General features: G+C 68.1%; 21 protein-coding genes. 6 read left to right on the plus strand and 15 right to left on the minus strand.

The features are described 5' to 3' along the window. Positions 1-39 precede the first annotated feature (39 nt). The 4 genes from GU927_RS01445 to GU927_RS01460 form a co-directional block, all read right to left on the minus strand. Positions 40-1,041 carry a chlorophyllide a reductase iron protein subunit X gene (locus GU927_RS01445; RefSeq protein ID WP_161760469.1) on the minus strand — a complete coding sequence of 334 codons (1,002 nt, stop codon included), beginning with the start codon at positions 1,039-1,041 and terminating at the stop codon, positions 40-42. Then, complete coding sequence (gene bchC / locus GU927_RS01450) at positions 1,038-1,982, minus strand: chlorophyll synthesis pathway protein BchC (protein ID WP_161760471.1); 945 nt, start codon at positions 1,980-1,982, stop codon at positions 1,038-1,040. The genes GU927_RS01445 and bchC overlap by 4 nt, the downstream gene beginning before the upstream one ends. 91 nt (positions 1,983-2,073) lie before the next feature. Further along, positions 2,074-3,231 carry a methyltransferase gene (locus tag GU927_RS01455; protein ID WP_161760473.1) on the minus strand — a complete coding sequence of 386 codons (1,158 nt, stop codon included), beginning with the start codon at positions 3,229-3,231 and terminating at the stop codon, positions 2,074-2,076. Beyond that, a complete protein-coding gene (locus GU927_RS01460; RefSeq protein ID WP_394357652.1) occupies positions 3,228-4,133 on the minus strand; it encodes a polyprenyl synthetase family protein in 906 nt (301 codons plus the stop codon). Before GU927_RS01460 ends, GU927_RS01455 begins: the two co-directional genes overlap by 4 nt. 124 nt (positions 4,134-4,257) lie before the next feature. On the opposite strand from GU927_RS01460, the gene crtD reads away from it, so the two are divergent. Together crtD and crtC are read left to right on the plus strand one after the other, a co-directional pair. Then, positions 4,258-5,817 (plus strand): 1-hydroxycarotenoid 3,4-desaturase CrtD, encoded by a 1,560-nt coding sequence (gene crtD / locus GU927_RS01465; protein ID WP_161760475.1) that lies wholly within the window; start codon positions 4,258-4,260, stop codon positions 5,815-5,817. Further along, positions 5,781-6,641 (plus strand): carotenoid 1,2-hydratase, encoded by an 861-nt coding sequence (gene crtC, locus GU927_RS01470; protein WP_161760761.1) that lies wholly within the window; start codon positions 5,781-5,783, stop codon positions 6,639-6,641. Before crtD ends, crtC begins: the two co-directional genes overlap by 37 nt. A 110-nt stretch (positions 6,642-6,751) precedes the next feature. On the opposite strand, the gene tspO is transcribed toward crtC, so the two are convergent. From tspO to GU927_RS01485, 3 genes are all read right to left on the minus strand, one after another. Next, a complete protein-coding gene (gene tspO / locus GU927_RS01475; RefSeq protein ID WP_161760476.1) occupies positions 6,752-7,210 on the minus strand; it encodes a tryptophan-rich sensory protein TspO in 459 nt (152 codons plus the stop codon). A 102-nt stretch (positions 7,211-7,312) separates the two neighbouring features. Then, a complete protein-coding gene (crtB, locus tag GU927_RS01480) occupies positions 7,313-8,317 on the minus strand; it encodes a 15-cis-phytoene synthase (RefSeq protein WP_161760477.1) in 1,005 nt (334 codons plus the stop codon). Next, positions 8,314-9,888, minus strand: coding sequence for a phytoene desaturase (locus GU927_RS01485; RefSeq protein WP_232489087.1), 1,575 nt, complete (start codon positions 9,886-9,888; stop codon positions 8,314-8,316). The genes crtB and GU927_RS01485 overlap by 4 nt, the downstream gene beginning before the upstream one ends. 134 nt (positions 9,889-10,022) lie before the next feature. Between GU927_RS01485 and crtA the strand changes: the two genes are divergently transcribed. Genes crtA through bchO form a run of 4 tightly spaced genes read left to right on the plus strand, consistent with a single transcriptional unit; the run spans position 10,023 to position 14,419 of the window. Next, on the plus strand, positions 10,023-10,877 hold the full coding sequence (gene crtA / locus GU927_RS01490; RefSeq protein WP_394357653.1) for a spheroidene monooxygenase: 855 nt from the start codon (positions 10,023-10,025) through the stop codon (positions 10,875-10,877). After that, positions 10,874-11,878 carry a magnesium chelatase ATPase subunit I gene (bchI, locus tag GU927_RS01495; protein ID WP_161760479.1) on the plus strand — a complete coding sequence of 335 codons (1,005 nt, stop codon included), beginning with the start codon at positions 10,874-10,876 and terminating at the stop codon, positions 11,876-11,878. The genes crtA and bchI overlap by 4 nt, the downstream gene beginning before the upstream one ends. Continuing rightward, positions 11,875-13,554 (plus strand): magnesium chelatase subunit D, encoded by a 1,680-nt coding sequence (locus GU927_RS01500; protein ID WP_161760762.1) that lies wholly within the window; start codon positions 11,875-11,877, stop codon positions 13,552-13,554. Before bchI ends, GU927_RS01500 begins: the two co-directional genes overlap by 4 nt. A 1-nt stretch (position 13,555) precedes the next feature. Next, complete coding sequence (gene bchO / locus GU927_RS01505; RefSeq protein ID WP_161760480.1) at positions 13,556-14,419, plus strand: alpha/beta fold hydrolase BchO; 864 nt, start codon at positions 13,556-13,558, stop codon at positions 14,417-14,419. 6 nt (positions 14,420-14,425) lie between these two features. Here the strand turns inward: bchO and idi are convergent, their stop codons facing one another. The 8 genes from idi to GU927_RS01545 all read right to left on the minus strand — a co-directional run bounded on the left by idi (position 14,426) and on the right by GU927_RS01545 (position 23,196). Beyond that, on the minus strand, positions 14,426-14,989 hold the full coding sequence (gene idi, locus GU927_RS01510; RefSeq protein ID WP_232489089.1) for an isopentenyl-diphosphate Delta-isomerase: 564 nt from the start codon (positions 14,987-14,989) through the stop codon (positions 14,426-14,428). A 4-nt stretch (positions 14,990-14,993) separates the two neighbouring features. Continuing rightward, the gene (locus tag GU927_RS01515) at positions 14,994-16,172 is read right to left on the minus strand and encodes a geranylgeranyl diphosphate reductase (protein WP_161760481.1); all 1,179 of its coding nucleotides are present in this window, start codon (positions 16,170-16,172) and stop codon (positions 14,994-14,996) included. A 3-nt stretch (positions 16,173-16,175) separates the two neighbouring features. After that, on the minus strand, positions 16,176-17,477 hold the full coding sequence (locus GU927_RS01520) for a BCD family MFS transporter (protein ID WP_161760482.1): 1,302 nt from the start codon (positions 17,475-17,477) through the stop codon (positions 16,176-16,178). Continuing rightward, positions 17,474-18,373, minus strand: coding sequence for a chlorophyll synthase ChlG (chlG, locus tag GU927_RS01525; RefSeq protein ID WP_161760484.1), 900 nt, complete (start codon positions 18,371-18,373; stop codon positions 17,474-17,476). Before chlG ends, GU927_RS01520 begins: the two co-directional genes overlap by 4 nt. A gap of 120 nt (positions 18,374-18,493) precedes the next feature. Beyond that, the gene (bchJ, locus tag GU927_RS01530; protein WP_161760486.1) at positions 18,494-19,102 is read right to left on the minus strand and encodes a bacteriochlorophyll 4-vinyl reductase; all 609 of its coding nucleotides are present in this window, start codon (positions 19,100-19,102) and stop codon (positions 18,494-18,496) included. A gap of 1 nt (position 19,103) precedes the next feature. Then, entirely contained in the window at positions 19,104-20,759 is a 1,656-nt protein-coding gene (gene bchE, locus GU927_RS01535) for a magnesium-protoporphyrin IX monomethyl ester anaerobic oxidative cyclase (RefSeq protein ID WP_161760488.1), read from the minus strand. Between the two features lie 177 nt (positions 20,760-20,936). Continuing rightward, on the minus strand, positions 20,937-22,352 hold the full coding sequence (ppsR, locus tag GU927_RS01540; protein WP_161760490.1) for a transcriptional regulator PpsR: 1,416 nt from the start codon (positions 22,350-22,352) through the stop codon (positions 20,937-20,939). A gap of 52 nt (positions 22,353-22,404) precedes the next feature. Then, complete coding sequence (locus GU927_RS01545; RefSeq protein ID WP_161760492.1) at positions 22,405-23,196, minus strand: cobalamin B12-binding domain-containing protein; 792 nt, start codon at positions 23,194-23,196, stop codon at positions 22,405-22,407. Positions 23,197-23,331: the final 135 nt, after the last annotated feature.

Raw genomic sequence — 23,331 nt, forward strand, 5'->3', positions numbered from 1 at the left:
GCGCGCAGCGCTTCTTCCATCTTTTCAAGGGCTTGCAGATCAAACATCGTCATAGACCACTTCCAGCGACTTCACCTCGCCCGCAAACTTGCCGCGCATGTCGGCGTCATTTGCAGGCTCCAGCACGAAATCGGCCCCCGTGGTTTCCGCATCGAACAGGCCCAGCAGACCGTCCTGCGTCAGGGGCTTGGGCCGCAGCGGCGGCGCCGCCGCCACATTCTCGGCCAGTTCGGTGAACAGCCCGCCCCATTGCGTCGCGTTGGTGCCGACGATCTGGTAATTGGCCGACTTGCGCCGCAGATCATCGTCAGCGGGGATCGAAGCAAGGATCGGGATATTCACCGCCTGCGCAAAGGCCGCAGCCTCGCCCGTGCCGTCATCCTTGTTGATGACCATGCCCGCGACGCCCACATTGCCGCCCAGCTTGCGGAAATATTCCACCGCCGAACAGACGTTGTTCGCCACATAGAGCGATTGCAGGTCGTTCGACGCGACGACGATGACCTTCTGCGCCATGTCCCGCGCGATGGGCAGGCCGAAGCCGCCACAGACCACATCGCCCAGGAAATCCAGCAGCACATAGTCGAAGTCCCAGTCGTGGAACCCCAGCTTTTCCAGCAGCTCGAAGCCGTGGATGATCCCCCGCCCGCCGCAGCCGCGACCGACCTCAGGTCCACCCAGCTCCATCGCAAAGACCCCGCCCCGCTTGAAGCAGACATCCCCGATCTTCACCTCTTCCCCCGCCAGCTTCTTGCGGGTCGATGTTTCGATGATCGTCGGGCAGGCCTTGCCGCCGAACAGAAGCGAGGTCGTGTCCGACTTGGGATCGCAGCCGATCAACAGCACGCGCTTGCCCATCTCGGCCATCATGTGGCTCAGGTTGGCCAGCGTGAAGCTCTTGCCAATCCCGCCCTTGCCGTAGATCGCGATGATCTGCGTCTTCTTGCTGGGCGGGTCCTGCGGCACCTCCAGCGACGGCTCCTCATGCGCCTCGTCGCGCAGGCGGGTGTCGAAATCCTTCAGGTTGGGAACGTCGTTCATGCCGTGGCCTTCCAATCGAGGATCATTTTCAGACAGGCCGCATCACCGAAGGCCGTTGCATAGGCCTCCGGCGCGTCGGATGCCGGGCGGGTATGGGTGATCAGACCGGACAGGGACAAAGCCCCGCTTTCGATCAGCGCGCGGGTGGCGACCAGATCGTCGGGCTGCCATTCGCTTGCGATGCGGATGCGCGCCTCCTTCATGAAGGCGGGCGGAAAGGCGAAAGAGACAGGCTCGGTATAGAACCCCGCCAGCACGACCTCGCCCCCCTTGGCCAGCCGCATGACCAACTGGTCCAGCAGGCCCTTGGCACCCGAAGCGTCATAGATCGCCTTGTAATCGCGGCGCGGATCATCCTCCGGCGCGATGCAGGTATAGCCGTCCGCGCCTTCGCGGCGGATCGGGTTGGTTTCCCACACCGTCGGCGCGGGCGCACCGGCGGCCAGCGTCAGACGGGCCAGCAGACGGCCCAGCGTCCCATGCCCCACGATCAGATCGGGCAGCGCCGTGGCAAAGCCCGCCAGCGCATGACGCGCCGTCGCGGCCAGCGCCAGCAGCGCGCCTTCGGGCCCCATGCCGCCGTCGATGCGGGCCACACGATGCGCGGGCGTCACCAGATGGCGCGACGCGCCCCCGAACAGCCCCTTCACATCGCCGGTAAAGCAATTGGCACCGGGCACGAAGACATGCTCGCCCACGCGGAACCCGCTCTCGGCCCCCGCCTCGACCACGACACCCGCCGCCTCGTATCCGGGAACCAGCGGATAGCCCATGCCCGGGAAGGGCGGCATCGTGCCGGTGTAGAACAGCTTTTCGGTGCCGGTGGAAATGCCGGAATGGGAAATCTCGACCACCAGATCGCCCGCAGCGGGCGCAACAAGTCCCAGACTGTCCAGCGACAGCTCCCTAGGCCCTGACAAGATGACTGCGGTCGTTCTCACGTCTTTTCCCCCTGCGCCGCGCCCCGGGATGGTCCCCCGAGTTCCGCGACTGGTTGTAAGTGTAGACTTACAGCTCGAAGTGTCAATTTAATTAGACACTTTTTTGTGGGTCTGTGTTGAAACTGCGGGCCGCCGTAACCACCGAGGTCACATAGGGCCGGAAGCCTGCGATGGTTTTGACGTCCGAAAACCCTGCCTGCACAAGCATTCGGGCAATTTCCGCGCCCGACCGCGTGCGCCCCGTCTGCATGGCAAGGGTGTAAACAGAAAAGTACACATCTGTTGCCGGATCGGGGCTGTCGCCCCCCGACATCGGTTCCGACACCACGATTCGCCCTCCGGCGGGCAGCGCGTCATGCACCGCGCGCAAAAGGGCTGCGACCGTCGCGTCGGAATGGTCGTAGAGAACCCGCACCAGCGAGACGGCATCCGCCCCCCGCGGCAACGGATCGTCGCGGAAGGAACCCGCCACGATCTCCACCCGCCCCGCCATGCCCGCGGCGGCAAAGCGCGCGGTGGCGGCAGGCACCACGGCGGGCAGGTCGAACAGCGTCATCCGCAACGCCGGATGCGCGGTCCCCGCAGCGGCCAGAAAGGCCCCCGTCCCGCCGCCCACATCCATCAGATGCCGCACGCCGCGCAGATCGACCATCCGCAGCGTATCCGCCGCGACCAGCCCCTGACTGTCCGCCATCAGCGCCGAATAGCGCGCCGCCAGCTCCGGGTCCGCCGCGCCGCCCGCGCCAAAGACATAAGGCCAGAACCCCGCCAGCTCCGGCTGCGTCTCGCCACGGAAGAAGGCCACGGGGTCCGCCAGATCGCGGTAAAGCACCGGATGATGCCGCACCATCGCCTCCAGCCCCGGCACGGTCAGGAAGGCCGCCCCCCGCACCGTCAGCCGCCACATCCCGCGCCGGCAGGCCATCAGGCCCAACCCCGCCCCCGCCTTGCACAGGATCGCCATCCGCTCTGCCGGAACACCCGCAGGCCCCGCCAGCGCCGAAAGCGGCACAGGCCCCTCGGCCAGACGGTGCAGCACCCGCAACTCCACCAGCGCAAGCAAAGCCTGCGACTGCACGAATCCCTGCACGATGTCGAACAGCGCCGCCCCCTCGGACCGCGCGATGTGCCGCAACCCCGGCACGCGGGCGCAAAAGGCATGGAACCGCGGCGACAGGCCCAGCCGCACGGCCCAAGGCTGCCGCCCCCGCCGCGCGGGTGGCACCGCCCCCGCGGCGGCGTCGCTCATCCCCGCACCGGTTGCAGATCGACCGGCGTCATCCGCTCGGCATAGGCGCGCACCATGGCGGCCAGCATCGCCTCTCCCGGGCAGGACGGGATCGACGCGATCGCCCCACCCAGAATGTCCTTCAGATGGGACACCGCCCCCTGAACCCCCAGTTCCCGCACCGCCGAAGGCCGCGCATGGGCCGCATCCTGCCCCGCAGGCTTGCCCATCTCGGCCTCGGTCAAAAGCGCGTCCTTCAGATCATCCGCGACCTGGAAGGCCTCGCCGATCCGCGCGCCCAGTTCCTCCCACGGCTCGGGCTCCTGCCCTGCCGCGATGGCACCCATCTGCGTGGCGGCAATGAACAGCGCGCCGGTCTTGGCGCGGTGATAGGCGGCCAGATTGACCTCTGCCTCGCTCTCCCAGCCCTGCCCCGCGCAGATGCCACCCGGCATCCCCGTGCGCTGCGCCAGCACGCGGATCAGATCGACCGCGCGCTTCGGACTGTCCCCCGCCGCCCGCGCCAGCACCTCGAAGGCCAGCACGATCAGCGAATCCCCCGCCAGCACCGCCAGCGGCTGCCCATAGGCGCGGTGCACCGTGGGCCTTCCGCGCCGCAGATCGGCATCGTCGAAACAGGGCAGGTCGTCATGTACGAGGCTCGCGCAATGGATCAGCTCCAGCGCCCCCGCCGCCGCATCGGTCAGAAGCGGCCGGTCGTCGCCACAGGCCCGCGCCACGGAGACAAGGATGGTGGGACGTATCCGCGCGCCGCCCGGAAAGACCGAATGGTCCAGCGCCGCACGCAGCTTGGGCGGGGCCTCGGCATTGCCGGGCATCCCCTGCCCCAAGGCCAGCGCGGCGGCCACCGCCGCCTCGATCCGCACGTCCATCCCGCCGACCGGCTTGCCGATTTGGCCCATGACCGCCCCTTTCGTGCTGTCCCTGCCCCGCAGTCTGTCACCGCGGCTGCAAAGTGTAAACTAAATCTTACACATTGTTGTAATTCAGGATGGACAACTTCAAGGGCTTCCCTACACTTCCCGCATGGAACAGGACCGCATCATCGTGATCGGGGCAGGCATGGGCGGCCTTGCCGCCGCCATCCGCCTTGCCGCGGCGGGGTTCACGGTGACCGTTCTGGAAAGCGCCTCCACCCCCGGCGGCAAGGCCCGCGCCATCCCCTCGGCCGCCGGTCCGGTGGATACCGGCCCCACCGTCCTGACGATGCGCGGCGTGTTCGACGCGCTGTTCGCGCTGAATGGCGAAAGACTGGATGACCATGTCTCCCTCATCGCCCAGCCCGTTCTGGCCCGCCACCGGTGGCCCGGCTCCGACGCGCTGGACCTGACCACCGACCGCGCCGCCAATGCCGAGGCGATCCGCGCCTTCGCCGGCCCGCGCGAGGCTGACGCCTTCCTGCGCTTCGACCGTCTGGCCGAGGATCTGTTTACCGCCTTCGACGCCCCCGTCATGCAGGCGGCCCGCCCCGACCTGCCCGCCATCGCCCGCGCCGTGCTGGCGCGCCCGCGCCTCTGGCCCGCGCTGATCCCCGGCGTGACGCTGGAACGCCTGCTGCGCCACCATTTCCGCGACCCGCGCCTGATCCAGCTTTTCGCCCGCTACGCCACCTATGTCGGCGCCCGCCCCGCCCGCGCCCCCGCCGTCCTGTCGCTCATCTGGCGGGCCGAGGCGCGGGGGGTCTGGGCGGTGCAGGGCGGCATGCACAGCCTCGCCGCCGCCCTTGCCGCGCTGGCCGGACGCATGGGCGTGACTTTCCGCTACGACACCCACGTCACCCGCATCCAGCGCCAGAACGGCCGCGTCACGGGCGTGCAGACCGCCGATGGCCGCACCCTGCCCTGCGCCGCCTGCGTCTTCAACGGCGACCCCGCCGCCCTGACCGAAGGCCGCCTTGGCAGCGCCGCCGCCGCCGCGATCCCGCGCAGCGCCACCCATCCGCGCAGCCTCTCGGCCCTCGTCTGGGCCTTCGCCTCGCAGGCCACGGGGCCGGTCGCGCCCGACCTTCTGCACCACAACCTCTTCTTCACCGAAGACCCCGCCCGCGAATTCGGCCCCATAAGCGCAGGGAACCGCCCCGAGGCGCCCACGCTTTACCTCTGCGCCGAGGACCGCGCGCTTGGTCCCGCCACGGGACCGGAACGCTTCGAGATCATCCTGAACGCCCCCGCGGGCCTGCCCGCCCTGCGACCCGAGGATTTCCGCCAATGCCGACAGACGACCTTCGACCGCCTTTCCCGCATGGGCCTGACCCTGACACCGCCGGGACCGGAGGGGCTGACCACGCCCGCGACGCTCGACCGGCTGTTTCCGGCCTCGCAGGGGGCGATCTACGGACGCTCGCCCGAAGGGACGATGGCCACCTTCCGCCGCCCCGTGGCGCGGACCGCCCTGCCGGGGCTCTATCTGGCGGGGGGCGGCGCGCATCCGGGGGCGGGGGTGCCGATGGCAGCCCTCTCCGCCCTGCACGCGGCCGGGGCGATCATGCAGGACCGGATTTCCGCGTCGAGGTCGGCCCCGACGGCTATGCCTGGTGGTATCTCGACGGCATCTCGGATGACGGGCGGCGCGCGGTCTCGGTCATAGGCTTCATCGGCTCGGTCTTCTCGCCGTGGTATGCGTGGTCAGGCCGCCGCAACCCGCAGAACCACGTCTGCCTGAACGTCGCCACCTATGGCCCGGGCGGGCGCTTCACCATGACCGACCGCGGCACCGCCGCCCTGCGGCAGGAACGCGACACGCTGACCATCGGCCCCTCGCGCATGCATTGGACAGGGCGCGATCTGGTCATCGACATCGACGAGGTCTCCTCCCCCCCCATCATCTCCCGCGTGCGCGGGCAGATCATCCTCACCCCTGCCGCCGTCACGGGCGTGGAACTCGCGCTCCACCCCCGCCACCAGTGGCGCCCCTTCGCCCCCATCGCCCGCATCAGCGTGAACCTGACCCAAGGCCATGTCTGGGAAGGCCACGGCTATTTCGACGCCAATTTCGGCTCCACCGCGCTGGAACGGGATTTCGATTTCTGGACATGGGGCCGCTTTCCCATGAAGGACCGCGCGCTCTGCCTTTACGACGCGACATGGTCCGACGGCACCCAGCAGGATTTCGCGCTGGAAGTCACCCCGTCAGGCGAGGCGCGCGAGATCACCGCGCCGCCCCGCACCGCCTTTGCCCGCACCGGCTGGCGCATCCGCCGCGAAACCCGCGCCGATCCGGGCACCCTGCCGCGGCAGGTGCTGCCCATGCTCGACGCCCCCTTCTATTCCCGCAGCGCGGTCGAGACGCGGATCGACGGCGAAGCGACCGTCGGCGTGCACGAGGCGCTCGACCTCACCCGCTTCCGCCAGCCGTGGCTGAAACCCATGCTCGCCGTCCGCGTGCCAAGGCGCGGCGGCTGGTCCTTCTAGACCGCGCCGTTGCGCAGAACGGCCCGCCACCGCCCGCCGCGTGCTGACAGCTTGCGGTACAGCCTGCGGCACAGGTTACGGTACAGCCGGTTGCGCCCAACCCCCTGAAATCACGCCACGACGTTGCGGTACCACACCGACCGGTTCAGCATCCCCGCCACCGTCACCCATGCCAGATAGGGCACGAACAGCGCCCCCGCGATCCGGTCAACCTGCCAGAAGGCCACCATGGTCGCCGCCACCGCCAGCCACAAAAGGCCGATCACCACCAGCCCCGCCCCGATCCGGCGCAGCCCGAAAAAGACGGGCGTCCACAAGGTGTTAAGCGCGATCTGCACCGACCACAGCGCCAGCGCCTGCCCCGTGTCGGGCAGCATCGCCACCCGTGCCGCCGCGGCAGACATGCTCAGGTAAAGCACGGTCCAGGCCACCGGAAACAGCCAGTCCGGCGGGGTCCAGCGCGGTTTCGACAGGCCGCGATACCACTCGCCCGGCTGGAACATCGCCCCCGTCGCCGCCGCCGCCCCGCAGGCGGCCAGATAGGTCAGAAACAGCGCAAAATATTCCATCGCATCGCTCCGCTTGGCCAAGCGAACGATCTATAGCACCCGATGGTTCCGTCCAAGGGAAATCGCTGAAAAACGAAAGGCTTGCCAGTATCGGCCCACAGATCAGGCCACACCCCTGTCGCGCGCCTCGAGCTGGGCCAACACCGCCAGCAGCGCATCCGACCGCCCCTTGCGCCCCTCGCGCTGCGCCGCCGCGCGCACAAGGAAATCCACCTCGGCCACGGGTGCCGCATGCAGGACGGCAGGCACCGGCCGCACGGTGGACGCCACCGCCCGCCCCGTCGCCGCCGTCAGGCAGGCCAGCTTCACCCCCCGCGCCGTCCGCGCCCGCGCCGTGACCGAATCCCCCCGCGCACGGCGCACGCAACCGCCGATCGCGTCATAGATCAGCCGCGCCGCATAGATGCCCGGACGGCTGGACAGCGGCAGCGACGGCACCCCCGCCTCGGACCGCCGGTACAGCCCGTCCGCCACATCCAAAAGCCGCAGCGTCACCCGCGCCACCGCCGGATAGGCCTTTGGCCGCGCCAGAAATCCATCCGGATCAATGCCTTCCTCGCGCAGCCAGTCCATCGGCAGATAGAGCCGCCCCGCCCGCGCATCCTCGCCCACATCGCGCGCGATATTGGTCAACTGCATCGCCAGCCCCAGATCGCAGGCCCGCGCCAGCGCATCCGGATCGCGCACCCGCATCAGCACGCACATCATCGCGCCCACCGCCGCCGCCACCCGCGCCGAATAGTCCAGCACCCCCGACAGCGTGTCATAGCGCCGCCCGACGGCATCCCAGGCGAATCCCTCCAACAGCGCCTCGGGCAGGGCGCGCGGCATGTCGAACCCTTCCACCACCGCCGCAAAGGCGCGGTCGGCGGGCGCATCCGCAGGCCTGCCGCGATAGACCAGATCCAGCCGGTCGCGCAGCGCCAGAACGGCGGCCCCCTTGTCCGCCCCCTCGTCCACCGCATCATCCGACATCCGGCAAAAGGCATAAAGCGCCAGCGCCGGATCGCGCACGGACCCCGGCAACAGACGCGACGCCGCGTGAAAGGACAGCGACCCCGTGCGGATCGCCTCGCGGCAATGCTCCATGTCGCGCGGGTCGATCATTCCGCCGCCATCCTCAGTTCCGCCTTTTCCTTCAACATCCTGGGCGCATCGGGGACAAGCATCCCCAGAACTTCTGCCGTGCCCACCACCCCCGGCAAACCGGCCCCGGGATGCGTCCCCGCCCCGGCAAGGAACAGACCCGGCACCTCTTCCGACACGTTGTGCGGCCGGAACCACGCCGATTGCAGGATGCGCGGCTCGATCGAAAATCCCGCACCGAACGGTGACAGGTAACGGTCGCGAAAGGTTTCGGGGGTAAAGACGGTCTCCTCGGTGATGCGCTCGCGGAATCCGGGGATCAGCCGCTCGTCCAGCATCTTCGCCATCTTGGCGCGATAGCGCGGCTCTTCCTCGGCCCAGTCGACCCCGTTGTCAAAGCCCAGATGCGGCACGGGCGACAGCGCATAGAAGGTGTCGTCGCCCGCGGGCGCGCAGGACGGATCGGTCACGCTGGGCCGGTGGACATAAAGGCTCATGTCATCCGCGAGTTTTCCGCGGATGAAGATGTCCTTGATATGCTCGCGATAGCGCGGGCCCACGACGATGGAGTGATGGCCCACATCGCGCCACATGTCGCGCGTGCCCTTCGTGCCGAAATACCAGACATAGAGCCCCATGGACCACCGCGCACGATCCAGCCGCCGGTCGGTCCAGCGCTTCCTCGGCAGGTTCCGCAGCAGCCGCTTGTAGGTATGCCCCGCATCGGCATTGCTGACCACCAGCCCCGCCCGCATTACCTCTCCGCCCGTCAGGCGGACACCGCTCGCGCGGCCATTTTCCACAATGATTTCATCGACTTCCGTGTTGTGGACGACCTCGCCCCCCTGCGCCGCGACAACCCGCGCCATGGCCTCGGCAATCGCCTGCACGCCGCCCATGGCGTAATGGACGCCAAAGGCCTTCTCCAGATGGGACACAAGGATGTACATCGACGTCACGTTGAACGGATCGCCCCCGATGAACAGCGGATGGAAGGACAGCGCAAAGCGCAGCCGTTCGTCCCGGACCCGCCGCGCGGCATGGGCATAGACCGACCGGTCCGCCCGCATCATCCCGAAGGTCGGCAGCACCTTGATCAGGTCCATAAGCTTGTGCATCGGCCGCCGGCCCAGATCCTCGTATCCGAACCAGTAGCGCGCCTCGCTGTCCTTCAGGAACCGCTCGTAACCCTTTGCGTCGGCTGGGGAAAGCCGCGCCACCTCGGCCTTCATCGCGGCCTCGTCCTGCCGCGCGGTGAAGGTCGATCCGTCATCGAAGCGGATCTCGTAGAACGGCTCCATCGGCACCAGCCGCACATCGCGGTCGAAGTCCCGCCCGCAGGCCGCCCACAGGTCGCGCAAGCCCTGCGGCACCGTCACGATGGTCGGGCCAAGGTCAAAGCGGTGCCCGCCCTGCGTGATCGACGATCCCCGCCCGCCCACGCGGTCAAGCCGGTCGATCACCGTGACGCGCCACCCCTTGGCCCCCAGCCGCATGGCACTGGCAAGCCCGCCCAGCCCCGCGCCGATGACGATCGCATGATCTGCCTCTGGCAGGGCGGTAGCGGGGCGATGGCGCATGATCTTTTCCATGGTGCTGATGATAGAGTGTCTAGTTTGATTTACAATAACACAGAACAGAACGCCGCACCGTCGCGTTTTCCCTTCCCCTTGGCCGCACAAACTGTCAGACTAAGTTTACACCCAACCAGCCGGAGGGTCGCGCCATTTCCGTTACCAGCCTAAGCCTCTTCCGCTTCGACGGGTTCCTGCCGCGCCTCTGGGTGATCGGGCAGATGGGGGCTGCGCGGCTGGCGCTGCGGCGGGAACGGCGCGCGCGGTTCTGGAAACTCTGCGGCTCTGGCACGGGCGAGGGCTTCACCCCCCGCCCGAACTGGGGCGTCTGGGCCATCCTCGCCACCTGGCCGGACGAGGCGACGGCGCGCGCCGCCACGGCGCAAAGCCCGGTCTGGGCGCGCTGGCGCGCCCGCGCGGCGGAAAGCTGGACGGTGTTCCTGTCCCCGCTCTCGGCCCGCGGCGCATGGGCGGGGGTCAATCCCTTCCTGCCCGACGTCCCCGCCCCCGCGCCCCAGGGTCCGCTGGCCGCCCTGACCCGCGCCACCGTCCGCCCTGCCCGCGCGCTGAAATTCTGGGACCGCGTCCCGTCGATTTCTGCCGTGATCGGCGCCGACCCCAACGTGGCCTTCAAGATCGGCATCGGCGAGGTGCCGCTCCTGCATCAGGTCACCTTCTCGATCTGGCCCGACACGGCCAGCATGGCCGCCTTCGCCCGCGGTGACGGCCCGCATGGCCGCGCGATCCGGGCCGTCCGCGACGGCAACTGGTTCGACGAAGAGCTCTATGCCCGCTTCGGCCTGCTGGGATCGGCGGGCACATGGGGCGGCACGGACCCTTTGAACACCCTCGCGCAAGCGCATGAATTTTCTGCGAAAATTCCTGACCCCGATCCTTCTGCGAAGGATCGCGCCGCGACCACCCCAACCACCAATCCCGAATTTTCGCAGAAAATTCGCCCCCAAGGATTTTCGCAGAAAATCCTTGCACTTACGGTGCCAAAATGAAGCAACCCTTCCCCTTCTCGGCCATCGTCGGGCAAGAGGCCATGAAACAGGCCATGATCCTGACCGCGGTCGATCCCGCCATCGGCGGCGTCCTTGTCTTTGGTGATCGCGGCACGGGCAAATCCACCGCCGTCCGCGCGCTCGCCGCGCTCCTGCCGGAAATCGAGGCGGTCGAAGGCTGCCCCGTCAACGCGCCCACCCCCGCGCAGGTGCCCGACTGGGCGCAGGGCGCGACGGGGCGGATCGTCACCAAACCCACCCCCGTCGTGGACCTGCCGCTGGGCGTGACCGAAGACCGCGTCGTGGGCGCCCTCGACATCGAACGCGCCCTGACGCGCGGCGAAAAGGCCTTTGAACCCGGCCTTCTGGCCCGCGCCAACCGCGGCTATCTCTACATCGACGAGGTCAACCTTCTGGAAGACCACATCGTCGACCTCCTCCTCGACGTCGCCCAATCCGGCGAGAACGTGGTGGAACGCGAGGGGCTGTCGGTCCGACACCCCGCCCGTTTCGTGCTGGTGGGATCGGGCAACCCCGAAGAGGGCGAATTGCGGCCCCAGCTTCTCGACCGGTTCGGCTTTTCCGTCGAAGTCACCTCGCCCCGCGACGTGGAAACCCGCGTCGAAGTCATCCGCCGCCGCGACGCCTACGAGACGAATTACGGTGCCTTCATGGAAACGTGGCGCCCGCAGGATGCCGCGCTGCGCGACCGCATCCTCGCCGCCCGCGCCGCCCTGCCCACGCTCAAGACCCCCAACACCGTGCTGCATGACTGCGCCAGCCTCTGCATCGCCATCGGCTCGGACGGGTTGCGCGGCGAACTCACGCTGCTGCGCGCCGCCCGTGCGCTGGCCGCCTTCGAGGGGGACGATTCGGTGGGCCGCATCCATCTCAAGGCCGTCGCCCCCATGTGCCTGTCGCACCGCCTGCGCCGCGACCCGCTGGACGAGGCCGGATCGACCACCCGCGTCATCCGCGCCGTGGCCGAGGTGCTGCCCTGACCCCGGACGATCCCTGGGGCCGCGTGGAATGCGCGCTGGCCTGCCTCGCCCTCGATCCGCAGGGATTGCGGGGGCTGTGGCTGCGCGCGCGCTCCGGCCCCGTGCGCGACCGCGTGACGGCGGCGCTGGCGGCGATCCCGCTGCCGCAACGCCGCCTGCACCCCACGATCAGCGATGACGCGCTGTTCGGCGGGCTGGACCTTGCCGCGACGCTCGCCTCCGGTCAGCCGGTGATGCAGGCGGGTCTGCTGGCGCAGCCTGCCGCACTGGTGCTGACGATGGCGGAACGCTGCCCCGCGGGCCTTGCCGCGCGGCTGGCCACCGCGCTCGACACCCCCGCCCATGCCGTGATCGCGCTGGACGAAGGGGCCGAGGCCGACGAAACCCTCGCCCCCGCACTGGCCGACAGGCTGGCGCTGTTCCTCGACCTGACCGACATCGCGCTTGGCGACAGCCGCGACATCGCGCTGGACCCCGACCGTCTGGCACAGGCGCGCAGCCGCCTTGCCACGCTCATGCTTGCCCCCGACCAGCTCGACGCGCTCACCCGCGCGGGGGCGGAACTGGGCATCCCCTCGCTGCGCGCGCCCCTGCTGGCCGCCGCCACCGCCCGCGCCCATGCCGCATGGTCGGGCCGCGATGCGGTAACCGACGACGACCTGACCGCCGCCGCAACCCTCGTCTACGGCCACCGCGCCGCCCCCCAACCCGAACAGACCGAAGCGCAGGATCCCGAACCCCCGCCCCCCGACCAGACCCCCGATCAGGGCGAGGCGCAGTCCGAGGACCAGTCGCAATCCATCCCCGAAGAGATGCTGGTCGAAGCCGCCCTCGCCGCCCTGCCCCGCGACCTGCTGGAAGCCTTGGCCCAAGGCCGCGCCGCCCGCGCCGCGAAATCGGCGGGCGGGACGGGGGCCGAACAGGGCGGCAACCGACGTGGCCGCCCCCTGCCATCCCGCCCCGGCCGCCTGCAACCGGGCGCGCGCATCGACCTTGTCGCCACCCTGCGCGCCGCCGCCCCGTGGCAGCCGCTGCGCCGCAGTCAGACCCCTGACCGCGCCGCCGCCCTTCTGGTGCGCGCCTCGGACATCCGCCTCAAACGCTTCCGCGAAACCTCGGACCGCGTGCTGATCTTCGCCGTCGATGCCTCGGGCTCTGCCGCCTTCGCCAGACTGGCCGAGGCGAAGGGGGCCATCGAACTCCTGCTGGCGCAGGCCTATGCCCGGCGCGACCATGTCTCGCTTCTGGCCTTCAAGGGCTTTGCCGCGGAACTGCTGCTGCCGCCCACCCGCTCGCTCGTGCAGACGAAACGGCGGTTGGCGGGCGTGCCGGGGGGCGGCGGAACCCCCCTCGCCTCGGGCCTGCAACTGGCACTCGCCACTGCCGCGCAGGCGCGGGCGCGCGGGATGACGCCCACCATCGCCATCCTGACCGACGGGCGCGGCAACATCGCGCTGGACGGCACCGCCGACCGCGCAAGGGCCGAAGAGGAAGCCACCCTCCTTGCCCGCCAGATCCGCCTGTCGGCCACGCCTGCGCTGGTGATCGACGTGGCCAACCGCCCGCAACCCTCGCTGAAGACGCTCGCCCAGATCATGGACGCGCCCTATCTCGCCCTGCCCCGCGCCGATGCGCGCCGCCTCTCCGCTGCTTTGGGCGAGGCTCTGGAAAGCTGACATGGACTTCGACCGCATGCCCCCCGACTGGCCGTTCCGCGAACGGGCCCGCCGCGTGGCCTCCCGCCCGCATGACTGGTGCCTGATCGACGAGGGTGCGGGCCCTGCCCTCCTGCTTCTGCATGGCGCGGGCGGATCGGGGCACAGCTTCCGCCACCTGATCCCGCTTCTTGCACCCCGTTACCGCGTGATCGTCCCCGACCTTCCCGGTCAGGGCTTCACCCGCTCGGGCGCGCGCAGCCGCTATGGCATCGACGCGATGGCCGAGGATCTGGTCACGCTCTGCACCACGCTGGACATCGCGCCGCTGGCCGCCATCGGCCATTCCGCAGGGGCGGCGCTGGCGCTGCGGCTGACCGATTTCATGCCTCTGGACGGTGTGGCAGGCATCAATGCGGCGCTTGGCGTCTTTGACGGCGCGGCGGGGGTGATGTTCCCGATCCTGGCCCGCGTTCTGGCCGTCACGCCCTTCATCCCGCATGTCGTGGCGCGCCTCTGGGGCAATCCGGCGACCGTCGCAAAGCTCCTCACCGCCACGGGATCGCCACTGGATGCCGAAGGTCAGGCGCAATACCTGACGCTGGTGCGCGATGCGGCCCATGTCGACGGCACGCTGGGGATGATGGCGCAGTGGCGTCTGGACGATCTGATGACCCGCCTGCCTGAAATCGTCACGCCCACGCTGCTTGTCGCCTCGGGCGGCGATCTGGCCGTTCCGGCCCGCATCTCGCGCGAGGCCGCCGCGCGGATGCCCGCCGCCGACTATGCCGAAATCCCCCGCCACGGCCATCTGGTCCACGAAGAAGCCGCGCAAGAGGTGGCCGCCCTGCTCCTGCCATGGCTCGCCGCGCGCGCGGGCGGCTGACAGCGATCAGCGCCCCGCGACCAGACTGCCGAAGATGCGGTCCATATGGTCTGCCAGATAGATCCGCAGCCACGGGGTAAAGCGTTCGGGCGCGCGCAGCACCTCGGCCGACAGGTCGTATAGATCGACCCAGCGCACGGCGGCGACCTCGTCGGGGTTCGGGCGCACGGTCATCCCCGCCCCCGCCTCGGCCACGAAGATGTCGACCAGCTCGTGCTCCACCAGCCCGCCGCCCACATCGGCACGGTATTCCACGCGGTCCGCAAAGGACGGGAACAGCCCCTCGATCCCCAATTCCTCGCGCAGACGGCGCACGGCGCAGGCGGCGGGATCCTCGTCCCAGCGCGGATGGGTGCAGCAGGTATTCGCCCACAGCCCCGGCGTGTGATACTTGGACAGCGCCCGCTGCTGGATCAGCACCCGCGTCCCGTCCAGAACGAAGACGGACACCGCCTTGTGGCGCAGCCCTTTGACATGCACCTCCAGCTTGCCAACGGGCTGCAACCGCCCGTCAACCCAGGCGGGGATCATCTCTTCGGTATCGGCGGGCAGGGTGACGGGCACAGTCATGGCATCAGGTCCAGACGGGCGAGACCAGCCGCAACAGATGCGCCATGTTCTTGATCCCGATCTTCACGTGGGCCATGGGCCGCGCCTTCACCAGTTTCTTGTTCATATAGGCCTCGAAGGTCAGCTTCTGCACATCCACGTCATGGCAGAGGCTGACGAACCTCTCGCGCCGCTCGTCGCTGCGATAATAGGCATCCTGCATGGACCGCAAGACCCGGAACACGGTTCCATGTTCCCGCATGAACATCTTGCGCGCGATGCGTAAATCCGACGCACGCCCCGAGGCCAATGCCGCCTGCGCCGCCGTCGCCGCAACGCGCCCCCCCGCCATGGCGTAGAAGATCCCCTCGCCCGAGGACGGCGCCACCACCCCCGCCGCATCGCCGGCCAGCACCACGTCGCGCCCGTTGTCCCAGCGGTCCAGCGGTTTCAGCGGGATCGGCGCGCCCTCCTTGCGGATCGTCTCGCAATCGGTCAGGCCCGATGCCGCGCGCAGGTCCGCCGTGGCCTTCTTCAGGTCAACCCCGTCCAGCCCCGTGCCCATCCCCACGCTCGCCTGTCCCCCATGCGGAAAGACCCAGCCGTAGAAATCGGGGGAAATCCGCCCGTCATAGATCACGTCGCAACGGTCGGGGTCGTAATCGGGCGACGGTTCGGGCGCCTTGATGATCTCGTGATAGGCGATGACGTAGGGAATCGTGCTGCCACCGGGCACTTCGGCCCGCGCCACGACCGACCGCGCGCCATCCGCGCCGATGACGATCTTCGTAGCCGACCGCCGCTCTGCGCCCGAAGACTTCTCGCGCCAGACGACATGGGTGCCCTCCGCGTCCCGTTCCACGCGGACGAAGGTGCCCGTCAGACGCTCCGCCCCCGCCTTGCCCGCACGGTCGCGCAGGTATTCGTCGAAATGCTCGCGGTCCACCATGCCGACATAACCGTTCTCGATCGGGATATCGACCATCCGCCCCGTGGGCGAGATCATCCGCGCCGTGGTGATCTTGGCCACGATCTGCGCATCATCGATCTGGAAATCCCGGATCGCGCGCGGCGGGATCGCCCCGCCACAGGGCTTGATCCGCCCCGCCCGATCCAGAAGCGCGACCGACTTCCCCGCCCGCGCCAGATCCTCGGCCGCCGTGGCACCCGAAGGCCCGCCACCCACCACGAAGACGTCATACATGGCCTATTCCCCCGGTATCAGTTGCGCATCGGGAAGGCGGCGACCGCCCCTCCCCCCTGTCACGTTCCGTTCGATCACCCGCGCCGCGATCAGCGCCGACAGTGCAAAAATTCCGGCCTCGGCCAAAAAGACCGCGCCGAAGGCATCCTCCACCGGCATGACCAGCCGCAGCCCATCCACCGCCGCCGCCCCCACCAGCCCGCCGAACCCCGCCGCCAGCGCCTGCGCCGCACCCCAAAGGCCCATGCGCGTGCCTTCCCGCGCATCCCGCCCCTGCCCCGCCAGCGCCATCATCGACCCGATGGCCGCCACGGCGAACATCCCGTTGAAAAAGCCCAAGGCCACAACCGCAGGCACCAGCGCGCCCCCCGTCTGCCCCAGCCCCGCAATGACCATCAGCGACAGCGCCGATCCGCCACAGCCCGCCATGACCCACATCCGCAGCGTGCCCCAGCGCAGCCCCGTCGCCGCGATCCCGACCAGCAGCATCCCCACGAATACGCCGCCATTCTGCGCGCCCGAAAGCTGCGTGCTCTCCCCCGGCGCAAAGCCGAAGACCAGCCCTGCATAGGGTTCAAGGATCAGCTCCTGCATGAAATAGGCGGTCATCGACAGGAAGATGAACAGGGTGAAGATGCGCGCGCGCCGCTCGGCCCAGACCTCGGCCATGCCTTGGCGAAAGGGCAACGTCTCCACCGCCCGCTCTGCCACCACGCGCCGCTCGATGCCCCAGACGGCGGCGGCGGTCAGCAGCACCGCGCCCCCCGTGACCACCCCCACGATCTCCAGCAAAAGCGCAGGCGTGTAAGGGTCCAGCAGCGCGCCGACGGTCCCCGCCGTCACGGCGATGCCCAAAATCATCATCAGCCACGTGATCGTCGCCGCCGCCGCCCGCCGCTCCGGCGCGGTCGCGGTGGCCAGCAGCGCCAGAAGCGACGTCCCCGACGCCCCCACCCCGACCCCGATCAGCGCATAGGCCAGAACCGACAGCGCCAACCCCGCCGCGAAACCGGACGGAAACAGCACGACCGCCACCGCCGCAAGGAAGGCCCCCAAGGCCAGCGCCGCCATGCCCCCGATGATGAAAGCCGTGCGGTTCCCCTTGGTATCCGACCGGAACCCCCAGTTGGGCCGCGTGATCTGGATCCCGTAATGCAGCGCCACCAGCAGCCCCGGCAGCACGGCAGGCAGCGCCAGTTCCACCACCATCAGCCGGTTCAGCGTCGATGTGGTCAAGACCACCACCGCGCCCAGACACATCTGCACAAGGCCCAGCCGGATGATCTGGACCCAGCCCAGCTTCATGCCAGCCCCCGCAGCGCAAAGGCCGAAATCATCATGCCCGTGACATAAAGCACCACGCCCGTCCCGTTATACCACGGCGCCTTGCCCTTCGGGTCGCGGAACAGCACCCGCATCGCGGCGATCTGCACCACCAGCACCGCCAGCACGCCCAGCGCATGCAAAGGCTTGCCCCACAAAAGCAGCAGCGGGATCACCAGCGCCTGCGCCATGCCCATGACCGTGCAGGCGATCTTGGCCGCCACCTCCGGACCCAGCACCACGGGCAGCGACCGCACCCCGTGCTGCCGGTCACCCTCCAGCGCCTTGAAATCATTCAGCGTCATGATCCCATGCGCGCCGAACGCATAGAGAGCCGCGATGATCACAACCTCGAACCTTGGCGCCGCCTGCAACAGGACCGCTGCCCCCGTGAACCACGGCAGCCCCTCATAGGACAGCCCCACCAGCCCCGGCCCCCACCAGCCCGACCGCTTCAGCCGCACAGGCTCGGCACTATAGGCCCATGCCGCGACGACACCCACGACCGTCGACCAGAACCCCCAGGTCCCCAGCAAAGACCCGACCCACAGCGACAGCGCCGTCATCGCCAGCGCGATCCACAGCCCCCACCGCCCCGGAATCCGCCCCGACGGGATCGGCCGGTCGGGTTCGTTCACCGCGTCCACATGCCGGTCGCACCAGTCATTCGCGGCCTGCGACATGCCGCAGACGATCGGCCCCGCAAGCACCATCCCAAGAAGAACCATCCCCCAGTTGCCCGACAGCGGCACACCGGCCGAGACCGACCCGCAGAGATAGGCCCAGATCGGCGGGAACCACGTGATCGGCTTGATCAGCCGCAGCATGGCGCGCGGTTCGGGAAGGCGGCGGGGCTGTATGGAATAACTGACAGTCATGCCCCAACTACATAGCAGATTGCAGAGTCGGACAAGTGCAAAGTGTCAACTTTTTCTGACACTCCGGTTTCATCTCGGCCCAAATACCCGAAATCCGACGCCCTGCCCCCCGCGCAGGGCTCAGGCATGGGGGAGCACCTCGAACCGGCAGACCGCATCCCCTGCCGCCGCGCAGGCCACCTCGCGCACCACGCAAGCCCGCCAGACCAGCCGCGCGAACAGCCGCTCGAACACCGCCGCGTGCCAGTCGCACATCGGATGGTCGCCGCGCAGCCCCGCCACCAGCGGGTTGCCCGCCACTTCAAAGGTCAGGGGCCGCCAACCCGCGATCCGGAACGCCCCCGACCCCGCAAAGGTCCAGGAATGCCGCGCGATCGCCCCCGCCAGCACCCGCGCGCCCAAAGGCGCGGGCAGCGCGCGGATCGCCCATTGCGCCGCGCGCGGGATGCGGTGGCGCAGGATGTAGCTGCCCGTCGCCAGACCCGCCAACCGCAACAGCCCCTCGGCCCGCTCCGGCACCGCCATCCGCAACGCCAGATGCACCGCCGCCGCATCCGCCTCGGGGATCATGCCCAGCGCGGGGTCCGGCACCGCCACCCCCGCCTCGGCCATGACCTGATCGCGCAAGGCGCGCCCCTCAACACGGTCCAGCACCGCGACAAGCTGGGTGATCGCGTTCGGCCCGATCCGCGCCTCGGACGCCGCGACGGGGACAAATCCCCCGTCCACCTCACGCCTCCTCGTCCATCTGCTGCTTGCCGCCGCCGCAGGCCGCAACCTCCGGCATCCTGAAGCTCTTACGCTCCTCTGCCCTCTCGGCCATCTGCGCCTTCACCGCATCGCGCCGTTCGGCCGCGCGGGCGGCACGGTCGGCGGCTGCCTCCCAATCCGCCATCTGCGCATCGGCAATCTTGCGGCTGTCGTCGAAATGGAAATCGACCTTCTTCTTGGTCTGCGGCCCCCAATAGCCCGCCTTGCCAAGGTCATAGAAGGTCCGCCCCACCCCCGCCTTCAGAAATGCCTTGAGACAGCCCAGAAGATAGCGCCGCCGGAACCCCGTCCCTCGCCACGGGTAATGGAACAGCGCCTTTCGCATGTAAAAGCGGCGGTAATTCTTCATCACCCCGTCCAACAATTCCCCCCGCGTCAGCGCGGCAGGCTTCATGATGGGCGTGACGAAATTGTATTTGCTGAAATCGAAAACCTCCACCTGATCCCGGATCTCCTGGAACAGCGGGGTAAAGGGCCAGGGCGTATACATCGACCAGTTGGCAAGGTCCGGCTGCCAGTCCCACGCCATCTGGAAGGTTTCCTCCAGCGTCTCGGCGGTCTCGTTGTCCAGACCCACGATGAACTGCGCCTCGGTGAAGATGTCGGCCTCGCGCAACAGGCGGATCGCCTCCTTGTTCTCGGCGACGGTCGTCTCCTTGTTGAACAGGTCCAGCTTCAACTGCGCCGCCGCTTCGGTGCCCAAGGACACATGCACCAGCCCCGCCTTGCGGTAGAATTTCAGCAGGTCGCGGTCGCGGTAGATGTCGGTGACGCGGGTGTTGATCCCCCATTTCACCCGCTCGTTCAGGCCGCGGTCGATCAGCTCCTGACAGAATTCGACGAATTTCTTCTTGTTGATGGTGGGTTCCTCGTCGGCAAGGATGAAGAACCCCACCCCGTGATCGGTCACCAGACGCTCGATCTCGTCCGCCACCTTCTTCGGGTCGCGCACGCGGTAGTCGCGCCAGAACTTCCATTGCGAACAGAAGGAACAGGTGAAGGGACAGCCCCGCGCCATGTTGGGGATGGCGACCTTCACGCCCAGCGGGATGTAGATGTACTTGTCCCAGTCAAGGATCGACCAGTCGGGATCGATGGCATCCAGATCCTTCACCGTCGACGCCGCCTGCGTCGCCACGATCTCGTCGCCCTCCTTGAAGGCCAGCCCCCTGATCTTGCGCCGCTCCGCAGGCCAGCGCCCGTCGCGCACCGCCTCCATCAGGTTGACGAGGATCTCTTCCCCCTCGCCCCGCACGATCACATCGACCCATGGCGCCTCTTCCAGCACCTGACGGAACATGAAGGTGGCATGGATGCCGCCCAGCACACGCAAGGCATCGGGGCAGACTTCCTGCGCGATGCGGAGCGTCTCTTCTGCCTCGTAGATCGCGGGGGTGATCGCGGTCACCCCCACCACATCGGGGCGCAACGCCCCAAGCCGCGCGCGCAACTCGTCATGACCGATGTGATGCGTCATCGCGTCGATGAAGTGGATGTCGTCAAACCCCGCCCGCCGCAGATGGCCGGTCAGATAGGCCACCCATGCCGGCGGCCAGTTGCCCGCGATCTCGGCCCCGCCAGAGTGGTAATTCGGGTGGATGAAAACGATCCGCATCTTGTCCCCCTGCGATGTGTAAACGCAAGTTGACAGTTTTTGACCAACCCGACCTTGACGTATGTCAATTTTACAAGACACCGATCAGGGGAGCGCGATCAGGGAACGGCAGACCGGACAGCAGAGGTGACAGCCGTTGCGCCCCCGAAGGGCCACCCCGTCACGACCGGCGGCGCGCTATTCGCCGTCCTTGTTCAAAAGCCCGTATTTCCGGAGCTTTACATAAAGCGACTGGCGCGACAGGCTCAGCATCTCGGCCGCCGCGACGCGGTTGTTCCGCGTCAGTTCCAGAGCCGTCTCGATGCACATCTTCTCGATCACATCGGTGGTCTCGGCCACGATGTCCTTCAACGTGCTGGACCCCACAAGCTCCATCACGTTCCTGACCCCGTCATCCGGCTGGCCAAAGGCCGGACGGCGCAGCGTCTCGGCGCGGCTCGCATCGCGCACGACAAGGACCAGCACGGGGTTCGGACGGTCGTTCAGCCATGTGGCCGAAATCTCCACCGCGATCTGGCCCATGAAATCGGTGGTCAGCCGCGTCGCATAAAGCCGCAACTGCCCCGTCCGCTTCACATTGTCCAAGAGCACCCGCAGGTCCACCGCGCCGCGCGCCAGAAAATCGGTCAGCGACCGGCCACGGATCGCCGCGATATTGGCCGTGTCGGTCAGGTTCAGGAAGGCTTCGTTGGCCGCACGGATATTGCCGTCGCCATCGGTAAAGACGATGCCATCCACCCCTTCGTGATACAGCCGCGCCAGATTGTCGGCCAGTTCATCCGTGCCGGACTGTCCCGCCTCGGTCGTGTCAAGCTGGCAGAGCAGCACCCGTTCCCCCGCCGCGCGGAACACGGTCGGCGTAATGAACACCCGCTTCTGCGACCGCCGCGCGATCAGCTCGATCGGGGCAGAGCTTTCGGCCACCGCCAGATTGGCAAGGCTTTCAAGAAACTCGCCGCGACGCCGCCCCTCGAATTCCTGCGCGATGGCAGACCCCACCAGATCCGCCCGCTGCCCGCCCAGCAGTTGCGCCGCGGCGGGGTTGATGTCGGAAATCCGGCCCGTCGACATCGACACCATGATCACCGGATCGCGCGACACTTCCATCAGCACGCGATAGCGCGTGTCCAGCTCGCGCTGCGTCTCGTAATCCCGCTCCAGCGCCAGCTGCGCCTGCACGAGTTGCTGTTGCACCTCGGCGATGGGGCGCAGGTCGCGGCCCAGCATCAGGATGGAGTCATCCGTCCCGATCCGGTGCAGCGAATAGCGCACGGGAAATTCCCAGTTGGACTTGTCGGCATGGTTCAACTCGACCGCCGTCTCGCCATGGCGGGCGCCATGCATCTCGGACAGGCGGGATTCGAACTTTCGCAGGCTGTCCTCGGTCAGCACATCCCTGAGATGGCCGCCCTCCCAGTCGGTCAACTGGCCAAAGCTGCGGTGATGGGGATTCACAAGGACCGAGATGATCCGCCGCGACGGCGCAACCAGCAATGCGATGTCCGACGCCGTCGCCAGAATCTCGCCCAACAGATCGGGCGCGATCAGCGGCAGCTTGCCACCATTGAGAAGATGTCGTCCGTCGGTCGTCACACTTCATCCAATCCCGGATCGCGGCGCGGGGCCAGATCCGGCATTACCCCGATCAACTCGGTGTCGCCTGATGGTCCCGAGCGACCGACACACCCATCATCGAAAGGGCCTGTCCGATATCGTTCGTCGCCATGTCGGCACCCGTCAACCGCATCACATCCTCACTGGCGTGAAGGATGGCACCACCGATGGCCACCTTCAATTCGCCTTTGCTCGACTCTTTAAGCGTTTTTACAAGTTTCCGGCAAGTTTCAAGCCTGTCGTTACAGGCGGTGGACACAAGCGCGCCGTCGAATGTGCGCTCGGCAACATAGTGGGCCAGTTCGGGCAGACCCGGCGCGATCTTCATCGACACCGAAATCCCCTCGCGCCGCAGCCATCCGGCAAGGACCATCGCCCCCAGCGTATGCTGCTCGCCCTGCGGCAGGACCAGCAGCAGCATCGGCCCGCTGACCCGCCCGTCACGATCGGCCGACCAGGTGGACCCGACCTCGCGCAGGATGGCCTGAAGACGCGCCACGCCCATCGTGACCTCGGCAAAGCTCAGGACATCGTCCTCCCAGCCCTGCCCCAGACGCCGCGCGACCTCGGGAATATAGAGATCGGCCAGCATCGACGGCGTCACACGGGCGCGCCGCAGCTCGGGTTTCAACTCCTCGAAACAGGCCGGATCGGTCGAGGCGATCGTCGCCATGAACCGCAGCACCAGCGTTTCGCGCATTCCGGTTTCGGGCTGGCCATCACGCTGCACCAGCCGCGCGACGACTTCGGCGGCAAACTTCGACACGCCGCCTGCGGGGCTCTCGCCCCAAGGCGCCGACCCAATCTGGATTTCCTGCTGCATTTCCGGCTCCGTGGCCCGGCAGACCCGCACGACCTTATCGCGCGCATCCCGCAGACGGCCAAAGTTACTGTCTGCCTTTGGTTCTAGATTGTCAAAACAAATTGACACCCCTGATCCGCAGAAAAATCTTTCCGC

Origin of the sequence: Paragemmobacter amnigenus, from assembly GCF_009908265.2 — a bacterium.
In the GTDB taxonomy this organism is placed as follows: Bacteria; Pseudomonadota; Alphaproteobacteria; order Rhodobacterales; family Rhodobacteraceae; genus Paragemmobacter; species Paragemmobacter amnigenus.